The organism is Methylobacterium fujisawaense, from assembly GCF_039619325.1.
Taxonomy (GTDB): domain Bacteria; phylum Pseudomonadota; class Alphaproteobacteria; order Rhizobiales; family Beijerinckiaceae; genus Methylobacterium; species Methylobacterium fujisawaense.
In genome coordinates, this window is sequence record NZ_CP155005.1 from 21467 (window position 1) to 39253 (window position 17787).

Here is a 17787-nt window from a genome sequence, read left to right on the forward strand (position 1 = left end):
TATGCCATGAGATATCTGCAAATTCAGATCTTATCGCCGATCGAGAAGCTTTTATCGCTTCTGGGTGGCGCCGTCGCGATCCTATGCTTGGACCAAGCGCGGGCCGCCGAATGGAGAGGTTCATCGTCGGATCGCCCGACCGTCGCAGACTGGTCCGGCGGGTATCTGGGCGTCGAGGGCAGCGCCGGAGACGCCTACGGCAGCTTCAACTTCGACGCGGGCTCGGTCGAGCGTCGCTCCGTGCCGGCGTTTCGAAGCGGGGATAGCACTGGCCGCAGCGATCAGGGACGCAATGCCACGACGGTGCTGGGCGGTGTCGTCAGCGGCTACAACTGGCAGACCGGTCCGTACGTCTACGGCCTGGAGGCGGACCTCTACGGCGCAAACCTGAAGCGGCCCGTGTCGTCGACCGTGCCGGGGTTCGGCTTCGAGAACGGCGACGCCTCCTTCAGTCTCATCCGCGCTCAGGCAGATCTGTTCGGCGCTGCCCGCGCCCGTATCGGCTACGCGTTCGAACGCAACCTCGTCTACGCCACCTTCGGCCTCGCGGGCGCCGAGACACGCTTCCGCTCCACGTTTCCCGACCTGGATACCGGCTTCGCCGGGATCGCAAGGCGTGACCACTCCTATCTCGGCTTCACACTCGGGGCCGGCGTGCAGTTCGCAATCGCTGAGAACCTCGCCCTGGGCATCGACTATCGCTATGCCGATTACGGCAGGAGCGCTCGCTTCGGTCTCGGCAGCGTTGCGGGTCCGGACGGCGGGGCGTTCTCGACCCAGGCCTCGTTCACCTCAAACCAAGTGATGGCGCGGCTCCTCTGGGTTCCCGGAGGACTGCGCCTGCCCCCCGAACCCGACGAGCTCGCCCCCCACGATCCGGACAACGGCGACACCGGCCGCTTCTCGCTGCACGGCCAGACGACGTTCATCGACCAGGGGGTGACGGGCTTCCATTCGCCTTACCGCGGCGACAACAGCCTCGTGCCGCATCAGGCGCGCGGCACGCTCACCGCCACCGCCTTCCTCGGGTTCAAGCTGACCGACAACACCGAGCTGTATTACAATCCTGAGTTCGACCAAGGCTTCGGTCTGAGCCGCACGCTCGGCGTGGCCGGCTTTCCCAACGGCGAGGCGCAGAAGGCCGGCTCGTCCTCTCCGAAGCTGCGCTCGCAGCGCTACTTCGTGCGTCAGACCTTCGGGCTCGGCGGCGAGACCGAGACCGTGCCGGACGGGCCGAACCAAGTCGCGATCACACGGGATATCGAGCGGATCACCGTCGCGGCGGGCAAATTCGCGCTGGGCGACTTCTTCGACGGCAACATTTATGCCCACGATCCGCGCGTCGACTTCATGAACTGGTCGCTCTGGGAGTCGGCGGCCTACGATTTCCCGGCCAACCTGCCCGGCTACACCCAGGGCATCGTGGTCGAGTACAACCGTCGCGAGTTCGCGCTGCGCGCAGCCTATACCCAGGTCCCCAAGCTCCCGAGTACGGATCCGCTCGATCCGCGCTTCCCGCGCCGGGGCGGGGCCGTGGTCGAGTTCGAGGAACGCCACGTGCTCCCGATCCTCGACCAGCCGGGAAGGCTGAGGATCGGCGCGTTCTCGCACGAGGGACGTACCGCCAACTACCGGCAGGTGGTCGCGCTCGCGGACTCGATCGACATCCCCGACGTCAACACGGCCGTGAACCTCAGCCGGAGAACCCGCAACAAACGGGGCGCCTACATCAATCTCGAACAGGCGCTCACGCCGGAGATCGGCCTGTTCGCCCGGGTCAGCGCCGCCGATGGCCGCAATGAGAACCTCTCCTTCACCGATGTCGATCGGAGCGCCTCCGGTGGGTTCTCGTTCAAGGGCTCCCTGTGGGAGCGACCGAGCGACACGATTGGCATCGGCGCGATGATCAACGGCCTGTCGCGCGCGCATCGGGACTACTTTGCCGCAGGCGGCCTCGGCCTCGTGATCGGTGACGGGCAGTTGCGTTACGGGCCAGAGCGCGGCATCGAGACCTACTATGCGCTGGGTTTGACAAACACGGTGACAGTGTCGTTCGACTATCAGTTCATCGACAATCCTGGTTACAATAAGGATCGCGGCCCAGCCAATTTTTTCAGTAGTCGTCTACACATCGATTTTTAGTTTCTATTTTTGAAATTCACAACCAGTCCAGATGTATATGCCTCACATACTCTGAATCATTATTTCTATCATGTATATCTCGATCTAACCGATCCGTGGGATCCGCGCGTTCAGGCAGACATCAGCCCGAGGCGTACGCAAGTAATCGCGGCCTGCGTGCGCGTCGTCACGTTCAGCTTGCGCATCACGCGGTCTACGTGGAAGTTCACCGTCCGCTCGCTGATACCGAGGAGGGCGGCGATGGCGACAGAGGATTTGCCTTCCACCACCCGGGCGAGGACCTCCCGTTCGCGTTCGGTCAGCGTCGGGCGCTCGGTGTCCCCCACGGCCGGCGCTGTCCGCTGCAGGACGTTGTGCAGGACGGCCAGCAGCAGCTCGAAGTCGATGGGCTTGGCGACGAAGTCGTCGCAGCCCAGCTGGCGCGCCTCGATCTGGTTCTCCCGGCCGGCGAAAGCCGTCAGCAGCACGAACGGGGTCCGCGAGCCGGTCTTGCGCAATGCGCGCAGCAGTTCGAGCCCGCTCAGGCCCGGAAGGTCGATGTCGCAGAGGATCGCGTCGTGCGCCTCGCCCAACCGCGCCAAACCTTGCATGCCGGTGATCGCAAGATCGACACGGAAGCCCGCCTCTGCGAGCACCTCGTTGGTGAGTTCGGCGATGTCGGGATCGTCCTCGATGCACAGGATGCGCCGCGTCACGGCTTCGCTCCGGGCAGATGCAGGTGTACCGTCGTGCCCCGGTCGACCTGGCTCTCGATGCGAACCTGGCCGCCATGCGCCTCGACGAAATGGCGCACGAGATGCAGGCCGATGCCGAGGCCAGGAACACCGCCGCTGTTGGCGGCGCGATAGTAAGGCTCGAAGACCCGATCGAGTTCCTCCAGGGCGATCCCGACGCCGTGGTCGGCCACCGTGATCTCGCTTCCGTCGAGTAGGGCCGAGCGGCCGGCGTGGATGCTGATCGCGCAAGGCTGCGGCGAGTACTTGATCGCGTTCGAAACGAGGTTCGACACCGCCTGATGGATCAGGACGCGGTCGCCGTGCAGGGTTGGCTCGGCCACGCACACGGCGATGTGAACATGCGCGGCCTCATATTCGGCCACGAGCGCCTCGAGGAAAGGGACTGCCTCGATCGCCTCGCGGTTCAGCAAGATCTCTCCACGGCCGACTTCGGCAGCGAGGCGGACGCGCTCGACCAGACCCTTGAGGCGCGTCGCGGCGTGTCGGATCTTCTCGCTGCGAGCGATGATGTCCATCGGCTCGATCGTCTGCGCCAGCTTGCCGAGGCGATAGCCTTGACCGTCGATCGCAGTCAGCGCCGTCGCGATCTCGTGAGTCAGGATCTGCACGAACCGCCGTCCGGTCTCGGCCACCAGCCGTTCTTCGGTCAGACGTGCGTCGACCAGGGCGTGGTTGCGCCGTCGTTGCTCGACCAGGAAGGCGACGAGCCACTGCGCGGCGACCGCGATCACGCGGTTGACGACGAAGCTGAGGACGATCCCGCCCTCCGGCGGTCGAATGAACGAGCCGACCAACGAGGCGGCGGTGGCGAGGGCGGCGAGACGGAACGTGCTGCCGGGACCCATGTAGACGCCGAGGAGGATCGGCAGCGTGTAGGCGAAGCAGATCGAGACGTTGTCGGCGGGCTCGAAGAGATCAGCCGTGAACACGCCGACCACGAGGAGGAGCGCGAGGGCGAGCCTCGGCTTGAGACTAAGCATCGGCAACGTGGTAATTTGGAAGAGCGCTCGTCGCGCCGCGCGACTCGGCTCGATGAGCAGAGGGCGCGCGCGCATGAGACCGACAGGGCTAGCGGCGCGCTTGGGTAACGCTCGGGTTCCCGTATGGTGCGCGCTCGCCAACGCTTTACCCTCCTTACCGACGTAACCCAACACCGATTGAAAGCTCGGGACGGATCGCCGCTACCAATCTTTCACAGAACCTGAGCTGCGACATTCTCGCCGGAACTTAGGGTAGTAGAGCGAGGATCGCGCCGACCTGCAACCTGTCAAACCTGACAGTTAGACGACCCGCGCACGCCGCCCACCGCTTGTAAAAATCATCATACACTTGCCACGGTCCGATATAAAAACCCTAACACTAGGTTGCTAAGCTCAACTTCCGAGGGTGTGCGCCTGTCAGAACTGACAGTTGCCGAAGGAGGAGCAACGCTCTACCGCGAAGCTGCGCCTGTGTGAGCCGGCCGCTCGGGCGTCGGTGCCCGCGACAAGCCAGCGCGATACACGCTGATGCTTCCTGTTCGCAATGTTTAGTTCTGTATGCATCGAGCTGCAAAAGTATGCGCGGCAGTCGTTTAGAAAGGTCGCGGCATGGATGTGCGTAATCAGCTCCGGCCTGATCTTCTCGATGCTGAAGCCGGGACACCGCTGAGGCCATTCGGCTCGCCGACGCTGAAGATCGCCGCCGCGTCTATGCTTCTGATCGGCACCGTCGCGGCGGTTGCCATCTGGCCCGACGCCGCACGCGACGTCGCTGGCAGGACGGCAGCACTCGTCACCGGCCTGTCCGGCCGCCGCGCGGACAGAGCCGATGCTTCCGAACCGGCGACGACAATCGCGGTCGAGCGCAGCTTTCGGCCGACGCCGATGCAGCTCGCGTCGTTCGGGATCACGAGCGTTCAGGCGACCGAGTTCCGACCGCAAGGACTGGCCGAAGGGCGCATCGCGCTCAACGATGACGACAACGTGCCGGTCTACTCTCCCTATGCTGGGCGTGTCACCAAGATCACCGCCAAGGCAGGTGACGACGTGAGGGCGGGCCAGCCCCTGTTCACCGTCGAGGTGACCGACATGGTCCAGGCGCAGAACGATTTCCAGAGCGCGATCAACGCCCTCAACAAAGCCCAGGAGCAGCTCAAGCTCAACCAGATCATCGCCGCGCGCCAGCAGGTGCTATTCCAGGCCAAAGCCGCCGCGCTCAAGGATTATCAGAGCGCCGAGAACGACGTCATCTCGGCCCAGAGCGACAAACAGACCGCGGAGGCGGCCCTGGAGGCGGTCAAGAACCGCCTGCGGATCCTGGGCAAGACCGACGCGGAGATCGCCGCGTTCCAGAAGAACAGCAGCATGAGTCCGGAGACGGTGATCCGAGCGCCGATCGCCGGGACAGTCGTGCAGCGCAAGGTCGGCCTCGGCCAGTACCTCGGCACCGGCAGCGATCCGGTCTTCACCATCGGCGATCTCGCGACCGTGTGGCTGATCGCCAACGTGCGCGAGAGCGACATCCCCCGCATCCGGCTCGGTCAGCCGGCCGTGGCGACCGTCAACGGCTTCGGCGACCGCACCTTCCGCGCGCGTGTCACCTACATGGCCGCGAGCCTCGATCCGGCGACGCGCCGGCTCGCGGTCCGGTGCGAGGTCGAGAACCCCGATCAAGAACTCAAGCCTGAGATGTTCGCGCGGTTCGCGATCATCACCGGCGACGCCGTGAGCGGCCCGGCGGTCCCAGAGAGCGCGGTCGTTCAGGAGGGGGACCGCGCGCATGTCTGGGTGCTGCGCCCGGACGGCGCGGTCGAGGCCCGCGAGATCAAGCTCGGGCTGCGTGACGGTGATCTTCTGCAGGTCACCGAGGGCTTGCAGACCGGCGAACGGATCGTCTCGCGCGGCGCCCTCTTCATCGATCGGGCCGCGAGCGGAGAGAAGGCTTCATGATCACCGATCGACGAGCTTCGGCTTGCACCGCAACCGACCGCGGGAAGTTGTCATGACCGGCGTCATCACCTTCGTCCTGCGCCAGCGCGTCCTCGTCCTCCTGCTGTTTCTCGCGACGCTGGTAGTCGGCGCGGCCAGCTATGCCCAACTGAACATCGAGGCTTATCCCGACCCCGTGCCGCCGCTCGTGGACGTGATTACCCAGAACCCCGGCCAATCGGCCGAGGAGATCGAGCGCTACATCACCATCCCGCTGGAGGTGCAGCTCGCCGGCATCCCGAATGCCACCGTCGTGCGGACGATCTCGCTGTTTGGCCTCTCCGACGTGAAGGTCCAGTTCAACTACAATTTCACCTATGAGGAGGCCGAGCAGCGGGTCCTCAACCGCTTGTCGCAGCTCAGCCCCCTGCCGAACGGCGCCCAGCCCTCAATCTCGCCGGTGAGCCCGATCGGCGAGATCATGCGCTATCAGCTGGTCGGACCGAAGGGGTTCTCGCCCACCGACCTCAAGACGCTCCAGGACTGGATCCTGCAGCGGCGGTTCAAGGCGATCCCCGGGGTCATCGACGTCACCGGCTTCGGCGGCAAGACCAAGGAATATGAGATCGCCGTCGACCTCGCCCGGCTTCAAGGGCAGGGCCTGACCTTGGTGCAACTCGTCACGTCCCTGAACAACTCCAGCATCAACGTCGGCGGTCAGACGCTGAACATCGGCGAGCAAGCGGCCGTGGTGCGCGGCATCGGTTTGATCCGCGATCCGGACGACATCCGCAACACCATGCTCACGCAGGTGAACGGAACGCCCGTGCTCGTGCGCGACGTCGCCGAGGTGCGGGTCTCGAACGCACCCCGGCTCGGCATCGTCGGCCACGACGATCAGGACGACATCGTGCTCGGCATCGTGCTGCTGCGCCGCGGCAGCCCGAGCCTGCCGACGATCCAGCGCGTGGAAGCCGAGATCGAGAAGATCAACGCGAGCGGCATTCTCCCGCCCGACGTGCGCATCGTGCCGCTCTACGACCGGTCGGGGCTGATCGGCAAAACCACGCACACGGTGATGCACAACCTCGTCTTCGGCGTGGCGCTCGTGTTCGTGGTTCAGTGGCTGTTCCTGGGCTCGCTGCGAAGCGCCATCATCGTGGCGGCGACGATCCCGTTCGCCCTCGCCTTCGCGGTGGCGATCTTGGTGATCCGCGGCGAGTCGGCCAACCTGCTGTCGCTCGGTGCCATCGACTTCGGCCTGATCGTCGATGCGACCGTGATCATGGTCGAGAACGTCTTCCGACACTTGTCGGAGCATCCCGGCGGTCCGATCACGCACGCCGATGACGCTGGCGATGAGGGGTCGGCCCTGACGGGCAAGCTCGGCACCATCAGTTTCGCCGCGTCCGAGGTGAACCGGGCGATTTTCTTCTCGGCGACGATCATCATCGTCGGCTTCCTGCCACTGTTCACGCTGAGCGGCGTTGAAGGGCACATCTTCGGGCCGATGGCCAAGACCTACGCGTACGCGCTGATCGGCGGCCTGCTCGCGACCTTCACGGTCTCGCCGGCCCTGTCGGCCCTGATCCTGCCGAACGAGATGGAGGAGCGCGACACGCTCATCGTGCGCCTCCTGCACTTCGGGCACACGCGCTTCCTGCGCTTCGCCTTGGGCAACAAGATCCTGACGCTCGGCGCCATGCTCGTCGTCCTGCTCGTCGCCGGCACGATGGTCCGCTCGCTCGGCCTGGAGTTCCTGCCCAAGCTCGAGGAGGGCAATCTCTGGATCCGCGGGACGATGCCACCCTCGATCTCGCTCGAGGCCGCGAACACCTACGTCAACCGGATACGCGCCGTGCTCAAGGCGTATCCGGAGGTGGAGACCACGATCACGCAGCATGGCCGGCCCGACGACGGCACGGACGCGACCGGCTTCTTCAACGTCGAGATCTTCGCACCGCTGACCGACGAGGAGACTTGGCCATCGGGGCTGACCAAGGAGCGGCTCGTCGAGGATATGTCAAAGACGCTGGAGGAGCACTTCCCCGGCGTCGAGTTCAACTTCTCCCAGTACATCCAGGACAATGTCGAGGAAGCGGCTTCCGGCGTGAAGGGCGAGAACTCCGTCAAGGTGTACGGCAACGATCTCAGCGCGATCTCGCAGGCGGCCGAGCAGATCAAGGCGGCCCTGGCCGAGGTGAAGGGCATCACCGACTTGGCGATCTTCACCTCACTGGGTCAGCCGACGGTCCGCATCACCGTCGATCGCGAGAAGGCGGCCCGGTACGGGCTGGCGCCCGGGGATGTGAACACCACGGTTCAGGCCGCGATCGGCGGTCAGACCGCGGGTGACGTGTACGAGTATGGCTCGGATCGGCACTTCGCGATGCGCGTGCGCCTGGCCTCGGCGTACCGCCGCGACCTCGCCACGATCCGCAACATCACGGTGGGCGCCCAGAATCCGAGCGGCGGCGTGATTCCCGTGCCGCTTTCTGAGATCGCCACGGTCGAGCTCGTCTCGGGCGCCTCGTTCATCTATCGCGAGGGTCAGCAGCGCTACATCCCGGTCAAGTTCTCGGTGCGGGGACGCGACCTCGGCGGCGCCGTGATCGAGGCGCAGAACCGGGTCGCCCAGCAGGTCCAGTTGCCGCCGGGCTCTCACCTCGAATGGGTCGGCGAGTTCGGGAACCTGCAGGACGCGATCGCCCGACTGAAGGTCGTCGTCCCGATCACGCTCGCGCTGATCGCCCTGCTCCTTTACATCAACTTCTCATCGGCCACCGACATGCTGCTGACGCTGTCGGTGATCCCGATGGCGATGATCGGCGGCATCTTCGCCCTCGTGCTGACGGGGACGCCGTTCTCGGTCTCGGCGGCGATCGGCTTCATCGCGCTGTTCGGCATCTCGACCATGGAGGGCGTGATCCTGCTCGCCTACTACAACCAGCTCGTCGAAGACGGCTGGCAGCGCCGCAACGCGGTGTTCCAGGCCGCGACGGTGCGGATGCGCCCGGTGATGATGACCTGCGTCGCGGCCTGCGTCGGCCTGCTGCCGGCCGCCTTGTCGACCGGCATCGGCTCGCAGGTCCAGAAGCCGCTGGCGCTGGTTGTGGTTGGCGGCATCCTCCTGGCGCCGGCCCTGATCCTGGTCGTTATGCCGATCCTGATCTCGCTGTTCTCGCGGCGGCGACCGGCCAGGAGCACGCAGGTTCGACCCAAAGTACAGGCCGTGTCCGCCCCTTAAACGTCCCGCAATCGCCATAGAGAACGGTCAAGCTCAGATGCTTGCCGTCGCTCGACGGACCACGCCTGCAGAAGTGCCTCGATGCGTCCCGATCTCGATCATCATGCCGCGCGATATCCGGTGCGGGACGGGATGTTCGTCCGCGTGTCGGAAGGATGGGTAATCCCGCTGACGATGGCCCTCGGTCGTCTCTCTCGGTATGGCGGCGTCATACTGCTGGCTTGGAGCGTCGCCGCCTGCGCGGTGGGGCCGAACTTCATGCCGCCGGAGGATCCGCCGGTCAGCCGCTACACCAGGGAGCCGCTGAAGAACCCGTCGGCCGCCGACAAGATTCGCACCCGGCAAGGCGGCTCGGCCGACCAGAGCTTCGCCTCGGGCGCCGACATCCCCGGCCAGTGGTGGACGCTGTTCCATTCCAAGGCACTCAACCGCCTCGTCGAGCAGGCGCTGGCCAACAACCCGACGCTGGAGGCCGCGCAGGCCTCCCTGCGGGTAGCGCAGCAGAACGCGCTCGCCCAGAAGGGCACGCTCTATCCGAGCCTGACCGCGACGCCTCAGGCCGAAGGCATCCAGGCCCCGGGCCTCGACCTGCAATCGCCGCTGCAGAACCAGACCCAGTACCTCTACAGCCTGTTTACCCCGCAGGCGGTGGTCTCGTACAATCCAGACGTGTTCGGCGGGAACCGGCGGCAGATCGAGTCGCTGGAGGCCGCCACCGAGAACCAGCGCTTTCAGCTGGAGGCGGCCTATCTAAGTCTGACCGCCAACGTCGTCGCCGCCGCCATCCAGGAGGCATCCCTGCGCGCGCAGATCGATGCGACGCAGAAAGTGATCCAGGCGCAGATCGAGGTGCTGCAGCTGTACAACAAGCAGCTGTCGCTCGGGCAGATCGCCGGGGCCGACGTGGTGCAGCAGCAGGCGGCGCTCGCCCTGTCGCAGCAGCTGCTGCCACCGCTGGAGAAGGCGCTCGCGCAGCAGCGCAACCTGCTCACCGCACTCGCCGGGCGTCTGCCCTCCGACGAGGTCCCGGAGACCTTCCGTCTCTCGGCATTGAGGCTGCCGACCCGGCTTCCGGTGAGCCTGCCCTCGCGGCTCGTGCAGCAGCGCCCCGACGTCAAGGCGGCGGAAGCCATGGTGCAGCAGGCGAGCGCCAGCGTCGGCGTCGCGGTCGCCAACCGCCTGCCCCAGTTCACGCTGACGGCCACGGGCGGATCGAGCGCGACGCAAATAACCCAGATTACCAACCCGGCCGCCTCGTTCTTCACGATCGTCGGCCAGGCGACGGCACCGATCTTCGATGCCGGCACCCTGTTCCGACGCCAGCGGGCCGCCGAGGAAGGCTTGACCCAGGCGCAGGCGCAGTACCGCGCCACGGTGATCACCGCCTTCCAGAACGTCGCCGACGCGCTGCGAGCGCTGCAGGCCGACGCCAGGGCGGTGGCCGCCGCCGACGCAGCGGTCAATGCGACGAACCAGAGCCTGGAGCTGGTCCGCAAGCAGTTCACGGCCGGCTCGGTGACCTCGACGCAAGTGCTGATCGCCCAGCAGGGTTACCTGTCGGCGCTGGTCACCGCGGCGGGTGCTCGCGCGACCCAGTACGCCGACACCGCGGCGCTGTTCGTGGCGCTGGGCGGCGGCTGGTGGAACCGCGCCGACGTGGCGCCGCCGCCCCCGGAGAAGGATCCGCTGAAGTTCCTGTGATCCAGCATCTCTCCGTAACCCGAGGCGATGGCAGTGTTGGTTCGTCGAACCCGTCCGCTGTTCTCGGAACGACCCGATCCAGTGAATACAAGGGCACAGAGCACATGCGGCATCGACGACCTCGCATCGATCGGATCGGTCCCTCCCATGATGGCGAGGGACTACTGTACGACCAGTCCGGCAGGCTCTCTGAAGCGCTGGATCAGGTCGGTCTCGCCTGCCGGGACTTTACGCCCACCTCCGCCGACGATCATCGGCGAGCCGCGAGGGTTGCGAGAATGGTCTGCGCGACGGCACTCGGCCTTCTCGTTGGAATGGCCGGCCTCAAGACCGCGTCGGCCGCCGACCTGATCGTCTCAGAGCCCGTCGGTCGGTTCCTGGCGACCTGCGAGACTCTCGCGCGGTCCTGCTACGCCGACGCCTGCGGTCGAGATCAGATCGATGCGGCTTCGGGCTGCCGAGGCCAGTGCCCAAGCTCGGTCGTGATCAGCGTCGTGCCCGCTGCCTGTCCGCTAACCGATCCGCGCGCGAGCATCGACGCCGCCGCGCGATCATCGTTCGTCCACGATGAACCTCGCCTATCCTCCGCGCGAGGTGCGGTCGAACTGGTGCTGAGCCGGCGCACGGAAGCGCTGACGACGGTGGCTCAGACCCTGCGCTACGCCGAGCGCGCGAGCAACGGAGCCTTCGCGGTCGAGCGGGTGCACGCCGAGCACCGGCTCGGTGAGCCGTATACCCGGGTTCACATCTGCTACCGCCTCGGCGACCGATCGACGGCGCCGATCTGCAACATCGATTATCTCGTGACTCGCGATCCGCCGCACGTCGAGCCGGCCGACCGGTTCGACGGCATCGGTCGCGACCTCGAGCAGGGTCCCCAGGCCTTCCTACGGGCCCTCGCCCGCGAAGCGGAGCACCAACAGCAGCCGGCCCCGCTGCAGGCGTTGCGTCGGGTCCTCGAGCCGCTCAATCCCTACGACTGGCGCTGACGGCAAACCCATCGCGCTCGCCGCCTCCGGTCCGGTGTGGGGTTCGAACGGCTTCGGACGTCGCGCGACGCCGGCGCTTTACCGACCTGTACCAGATGTCGAACCGGTACCGGGCGTGACCGACTTGCCCCCCTGCGAGATGTTGGAGTTGCCGGTGCTGCCCGCAGGCAGCCCAGAACTCGTGCTTGAGGTACCCGGTGATGTCGCCCCGTTGACGGCGCCCGTGCCACTGACGCCGCTGGAGCCCGTACCACCGGTTCCAGAAGCAGAGCCGCCGGCACTGCCGCCCGCCCCAGCTCCGCCCGCGCCACCGCCGGCTCCGCCACCCGCGGCGGCTACACCGGCTACCATGCCGATGACCATCAAGGCCGCGATCAGCGGCGTGCGGATATCGACTCTCATTTTGCCTCCGGTCATGGCGTGGACGGCGCGTTCGAGACGCGCTGCAATCGAGCCAACCGGACCGGGGATGGCGCTGTTCCGAGATCGGGGATTCTCACGATGTCGGTAGCCGCATCCCATATCTCATCGAAGCCTTTGTCAGCGCCGTGACGGCCACCGCCAGCATGCCGATGCCGAAAGCGAGGCGTGCGACGACACGATGGGGCGCACGATCGCGGCAAACGCTGCGCACGGTGCAGGATCGTACGATCAGAAGCCGGGCCACGCACCGGGGATCGTCTCGCCATAACCCCAACCTGTGAACGGCGGAGCGGATACCCGCTGCTTGGTCACAGGCGGGAGGTAGCTGGACAGCGGCCTGTGCACCTCCCAGTCCATCCAACCTCGCGCACGATCGGCGGCGGCCCTGCGTCTGAGCGTGAGGTCCATGTCACTTGCGCGTGAAGCCCTGTGATCATGGTGAGCCTTGACGCCGCGCACACGTGCCTCGGCAGACACGTCTGTCAGAAACATGACGAGCGGGAGGACCATCACCGAAATTAGCCGCATCGGAGTTCCCTGCGCATGATATGAGGGGTAATCATCGCAGCACGGGCACGAACGGCATCGAGCCGACGGTCGCCTCATCCTCGCCGAGGCTGTGCCCGGTCGAGCGACTATCCCCTCTCAACGGTTCGCCGTGGTGACGGGCGAGGTGACCCCGCCCAGCGACACCCAGGCGATGGCGTCCTGGCTCTCGCGCTTGACGAAGACATAGCCGGTCCGGTGCCAGGGTAAGATGTCGTTGGTCTTGTTGTCCAGGACGAGGTCGCCGCGATCGGTCAGCAGGGTGAGTACGGCGTGACCCTCGCCGTTGGCGTCCACGACCACGGTCATCCGCATCGCCCGGCGCGGCAGACCCGCCTCGGCGAGCAGATGGCGCTTCAGGAGCTGATAGTCCTCGCAGTCGCCGAAGCCGTCCTCGGCCAGGTTCCATTGATCGGCTACGTGCCAGTGGTCCATGTCGGTCATCGGCTGCACCGCCTTATTCACCCGGCGGTTGATCGAAACGATGGTCGACCAGGTCGCGGGCGTGAGGGTGATGCGGGCAGGCTCCGTGCGGTCGAGTACGCATTCGGCCGGATAGTTCTCGCAGAACGTCACCCATGCCGCGATCGGTCGGGCCGTTCCCAGAGGCTGCGCCACGCTCGGGGCGCTCGGCAGCGACGCGAGGGTTTGAGCCTGCACGGCGCCGATCCCGAGGCCGATGGAGAAGGCTGCCGCGAGGGCAGGCCTGAGGCGACGCGCGGCGTGGACCGAGACCGCATTCCGCCTCGTGAAAGCCGCAAACCGCATCGCCGAGACCCAACCGTTAAGCTTTCGTTAACGGAAGTTCTCACGCCGACGCGCCGGCGGCAATCCAGCGCTCAACGAAAAATTAACCCTGTGCGTAGCGCGGATAATATCGGTCGGCGCTAATCGTCCTGTCAGATCTGACAGTATGCATAGCCTTTCCCGGGGACTATGAGAAACAGCTTGGATTTTATTGCAGGGATAAGGTAGAGCTTGAGTCCGGGCGTGTCGAAAGTCTGACATCCCAAACGCTTGCGCATTCCCAGCTCGTTTCGAGGATCTACGGTGCGTCCGACACGATGGAAGCGCCGTGTGAGGCGAGGCCCGATCGGCGAACGCCCAGGCTCGGCAGCCCAAGCCGACGTGAGTGCAAGAGGATGAAGACGAAATGCGTCGCGCTTCAACGTGTCGATAAGGTCGAGGTCAGAGTGTGACGTTCGTCCAGCTCCGACTGGTCGCATTCGGCCAGGCAGCTTTCATGGTCGGCTGCGCACGAACGCTGACGGAGCTGGGCATCGATCACTCAGTGTCTGTCCGGCGACATATTGAGTGATGTAAGGGGTTTGTGATTCAAGGCGGCCTGTGTGGAGGCTGCTGATGTGGACGACCGAGAACCGGGCCCGCTACGATCGAAGCGAGCTTCGGTATCCGAGCGATCTGACGGATGACGAGTGGGCGCTGATTGAGCCCCTGATCCCTCCAGCCAAGCGTGGCGGCGGCAAGCGCAGTGTCGACATGCGGGCGGTGGTGAACGGCCTGATGTACGTGCTGAGCACCGGCTGCCAATGGCGGGCGATCCCAAAGGATCTGGCGGCGCGCTCGACGGTTCACGATTACTTTGACCTCTGGGACTATGACGGCACGCTGGAGCGGATCCATCACACGCTCTACGTCGCCTGCCGGGAACGGATGGATCGGGAGGCCAGCCCGACGGTGGCCATCATCGACAGCCAGAGCGTGAAGGGCGCGGAAAAGGGGGGCGCTCGATCGACCCGCCCGGCTACGATGCGGGCAAGAAGATCAGGGGCAAGAAGCGCCACATCCTGGTCGACACGCAGGGCCTGCTGATGCACGCGCTCGTCCATCCCGCCGACATTCAGGATCGGGATGGCGGCGTGCTGGTGATGGCCACGCTGTTTGGCCTCTACCCGTTCCTGCTCAAGCTCTTCGCCGACGGCGGCTACCAGGGACCGGCCTTCCAAGATGGCCTTCGCAAGGTCTGCCGCACCCTCACGGTCGAGATCGTCAGGCGCTCCGATCAGGCCAAAGGCTTCGCTGTGCTGCCCAAGCGTTGGATCGTCGAGCGAACGATCGGCTGGCTCAACCGCTGCCGCCGTCTCGCAAAGGATTGGGAATGCAAAAGCCGGAAAGCACGAGCGTTCGTCCTCTTGGCCTCCATCCGCCTCATGACCCGAAAGCTCTGTCAGAAAACATCATGATGCCGGACAGACTCTCAGAGGCGGACACAGGTTGGCAGCCTGCGTTCAGTCTCGTTGATGCATAAGGGCGGTTCACGCCGTCAGCTACAGGCCTTACATATTTTTGCATGAAATATTATTTACTCGATTCTGATGAGGACAATGAATAAATCGTGCTGAAAAATCATGCGCGGTATCGGATCCATGTATTATCGAGGGCTAACTCTGTTATTTTTGATATCAGGGATTGCTTTTCACACTGAGTCATGCGCTGCGCAGTACAACTCGGGGCAGCTGCGGAAATCGATCGAACCGGTCTATATCAGGCCCACCTACGGTACCTATCACCAGTGCGGCGGCGCATGCCTGAAGAGCGGGTTGCTGACGTGGTTCTGCGAGGAGAACACCGGCTGCGCCCTGAACTGCGCGATCGGTCCGCCGGTGAGGCGGTGTGTTACGTCAGGTAGCGTCATCGAGGATTTTCGCATTCTAAATTAGTTTTCGCAAAGTGTAGCTGAACTCGGCACGATTCAGTTCAGCGATGGATCGACGGTCCTGCGCGGATGCACAGGGCCGTCCGAGTTTTGTATCTAGTATGGCCTTAACCCGTTACAGCGGTTGCCGGCGGAGCCACGGCAGACGGCTTCAAGTGGTCTTCCGGCCGCGCTTCTTAGGAGCTTCAGCGCCGACCGTAATTGTTGCCTTAGCCGTGGTCTCTCGGCGCTGACTGCCGAGACCGAAACTCTTGGCGAGAGTCGAGCGTTGCTGAGAATAGCTAATTGCTACTGTGGGATAGTCGCGGGGCAGACCGTAGCGCTCGCGGTATTGCGCGACGGTCATACCATTGCCGGTGAGATGCCGCTTCAGTGTCTTGTACGGCTTGCCGTCGATGAAGGAGATTAGCGCGTCGTGCGTAATCGATTTGTGGATCTGAGCTGGGGTTGGTTTCTCGACCATCGGAGCTTCTGATGCGCCACCCTGGCGGAGGCCGGACAGAGCGGAGTAGATCCCGAAGATCAAGCTTGGCAGCTCAGCCGCCGGCAGGCTGTTGTTCGAGATGTATGCTGCAACGACCTTGACTGTCTGCCGAATATGATCATTCCGCAGTGTGACCGCTTTCTCGTTCATGAAGTAATCCTTTTTGGAGATCAAGTGCACAAATGACGCAATCTTCCTCCGAATTCAAGTAGAAATCTCATAATACAGATTTGAAACTTACCTCCGACCATCTGCATAATCAAATTAGATATTTGCCGCAACATCTCGCTCACAATCATCTATCTCACCGGACTCTGTTAAATTCATGAAGGTGAGCCATATCAACGATAAACATTAGGCTGGGCAATAATTTCATCGTATTCAGTTTTCCGCTAGACACTGCGCTTCGAACGCCCGAGGTCTGCTCAGTCAGATCAAGCGCAATCGTAGATAAACTATCAAACCGGCTTCGGGACACAGCCCGTCACCGTCTGGTCACTGCCGCGGCCTGAGGCATCGTTGCAGCTAGACATCAGTCTCGTTCAGCACATGTTAGTGGGCGCGATGAGTGTCAGGGAGGATGACATGCTAGGCGAAAGACGCCGACTGCCAGCTACTATCGCAGCTGGGGCAATTTTGTGGGCTGGAACGGCGCTGGCGCAAACCACCCCACCGTCTCAGCCGTCGACTGTCACTCAGCGCGGCCAACAGCTGCCGCCGGGCGACCCTCTGATCGGGCAGCCGGATAATCCAGATGCGATGAAGCTGGCTCCGGTATCTGGCCCAGTTCTGCCCACCCGTGCCGACAAGCTGCCAACGGCGATGCTGCACGTACCCGAGGGATTCAAGGTCGAGGTGTTCGCCAGCGGGCTGCCGGACGCCCGATCCATGCGCCTGGGCGACAAGGGAACGCTGTTCGTCGGCTCGCGCGTGCGCGACAAGGTGTACGCCGTCGTGCCAGGCCCGAACGGCAACGTGGTCAAGGTGATCGCCAGCGGTCTGCATCGGCCGAACGGCCTCGCGTTCCACGACGGCGCGCTCTACGTCGCGGAGCTGTCCAAGATCTGGCGATATGACAACATCGAGGCGAACCTCGACAGCCCGCCCAAACCCGTGCTGGTCTACGAAGATCTGCCAACGGACGAGCCGCATGGCTGGAAGTTCATCGCCATCGGCCCCGACAACAAGCTCTACGTCCCGGTCGGCGCGCCCGGCAACATCGTCATGCCGTCATCGCGCCACGCGCAGATCCGGCGCATGGACCTGGACGGCAAGAACGTGGAACTGGTCGCGACCGGCGTGCGCAACTCAGTTGGATTTGATTGGAACCCTGTTACCAAAGACTTCTACTTCAGCAACAACGGCCGCGACTGGATGTCGGAGGATCTGCCGAACGACACGCTGCACGTGGTCAAGGCGGGAACGACGACGGCGCCCAACTTCGGCTATCCCTATTGCCATCAGGGCAACTTCACCGACCCTGAATTTGGATGGGGTCACTCGTGCGACGAGTTTGCCAAGCCAGCCGGCTTGATGGGCCCGCACGTGGCGACGCTGGGGATGCGGTTTTACACGGGCGATATGTTCCCGAGCAGCTACAAGAATGCGATCTTCCTGGCCCGTCATGGCTCGTGGGATCGTACGAAGAAGCTCGGCGGAGATGTCGTGGTCGTCAAGCTCAAGGACGACGGCACTATCGCATCGTACGAGCCGTTCCTGACAGGCTTTCTCCAGAACAATGCCTACGTGGGCCGGCCCGTCGATGTGCAGCCAATGCCGGACGGATCGCTACTGGTATCCGACGATTGGAACGGCGCTATCTGGCGCATCACCTACAAAGAGCCCTAAGTGACTTGGCCGAGGTGAGACCTCCTCGCCCCGGCTTAATCACCCTCGCCCGCCATCGGACCCGCCGTGCGCCTGCTTGTTGGT

General features: G+C 64.3%; 11 protein-coding genes. 7 read left to right on the forward strand and 4 right to left on the reverse strand.

Annotation, left to right across the window (positions count from 1 at the left end; all coding sequences use genetic code 11):
- The first annotated feature begins 6 nt into the window (after positions 1-6).
- Positions 7-2142 carry a carbohydrate porin gene (locus ABC766_RS34195; RefSeq protein ID WP_051976342.1) on the forward strand — a complete coding sequence of 712 codons (2136 nt, stop codon included), beginning with the start codon at positions 7-9 and terminating at the stop codon, positions 2140-2142.
- A 110-nt stretch (positions 2143-2252) separates the two neighbouring features.
- Here the strand turns inward: ABC766_RS34195 and ABC766_RS34200 are convergent, their stop codons facing one another.
- Both ABC766_RS34200 and ABC766_RS34205 read right to left on the reverse strand, forming a co-directional pair.
- Positions 2253-2837: a response regulator transcription factor gene (locus ABC766_RS34200; RefSeq protein WP_053608462.1), complete on the reverse strand. Its 585-nt coding sequence runs from the start codon at positions 2835-2837 to the stop codon at positions 2253-2255.
- Entirely contained in the window at positions 2834-3859 is a 1026-nt protein-coding gene (locus ABC766_RS34205) for a sensor histidine kinase (RefSeq protein ID WP_043388487.1), read from the reverse strand. Before ABC766_RS34205 ends, ABC766_RS34200 begins: the two co-directional genes overlap by 4 nt.
- 885 nt (positions 3860-4744) lie before the next feature.
- On the opposite strand from ABC766_RS34205, the gene ABC766_RS34210 reads away from it, so the two are divergent.
- The 4 genes from ABC766_RS34210 (at position 4745) to ABC766_RS34225 (ending at position 11725) form a co-directional block, all read left to right on the forward strand.
- Positions 4745-5809: an efflux RND transporter periplasmic adaptor subunit gene (locus ABC766_RS34210; protein ID WP_244538983.1), complete on the forward strand. Its 1065-nt coding sequence runs from the start codon at positions 4745-4747 to the stop codon at positions 5807-5809.
- Positions 5810-5861: 52 nt separating this feature from the next.
- A complete protein-coding gene (locus ABC766_RS34215; protein WP_053608460.1) occupies positions 5862-9035 on the forward strand; it encodes an efflux RND transporter permease subunit in 3174 nt (1057 codons plus the stop codon).
- A 174-nt stretch (positions 9036-9209) separates the two neighbouring features.
- Entirely contained in the window at positions 9210-10736 is a 1527-nt protein-coding gene (locus tag ABC766_RS34220) for an efflux transporter outer membrane subunit (RefSeq protein ID WP_053608464.1), read from the forward strand.
- Positions 10733-11725: a hypothetical protein gene (locus ABC766_RS34225; RefSeq protein ID WP_210254069.1), complete on the forward strand. Its 993-nt coding sequence runs from the start codon at positions 10733-10735 to the stop codon at positions 11723-11725. The genes ABC766_RS34220 and ABC766_RS34225 overlap by 4 nt, the downstream gene beginning before the upstream one ends.
- A gap of 1068 nt (positions 11726-12793) precedes the next feature.
- Here the strand turns inward: ABC766_RS34225 and ABC766_RS34230 are convergent.
- The gene (locus ABC766_RS34230; RefSeq protein WP_053608458.1) at positions 12794-13462 is read right to left on the reverse strand and encodes a transglutaminase-like cysteine peptidase; all 669 of its coding nucleotides are present in this window, start codon (positions 13460-13462) and stop codon (positions 12794-12796) included.
- Between the two features lie 594 nt (positions 13463-14056).
- Here ABC766_RS34230 and ABC766_RS34235 point away from each other — a divergent pair.
- A protein-coding gene (locus tag ABC766_RS34235) for an IS5 family transposase (protein ID WP_091995207.1) occupies positions 14057-14898 on the forward strand; the annotation gives its coding sequence in 2 pieces (ribosomal slippage) (positions 14057-14447 and positions 14447-14898; 843 coding nt in all).
- Positions 14899-15522: 624 nt separating this feature from the next.
- Here ABC766_RS34235 and ABC766_RS34240 read toward each other — a convergent pair.
- Positions 15523-16005, reverse strand: a complete 483-nt coding sequence (locus ABC766_RS34240; RefSeq protein ID WP_078947056.1) for a MucR family transcriptional regulator — start codon at positions 16003-16005, stop codon at positions 15523-15525.
- Positions 16006-16614: 609 nt separating this feature from the next.
- Between ABC766_RS34240 and ABC766_RS34245 the strand changes: the two genes are divergently transcribed.
- A complete protein-coding gene (locus ABC766_RS34245; RefSeq protein WP_238247141.1) occupies positions 16615-17703 on the forward strand; it encodes a PQQ-dependent sugar dehydrogenase in 1089 nt (362 codons plus the stop codon).
- Positions 17704-17787: the final 84 nt, after the last annotated feature.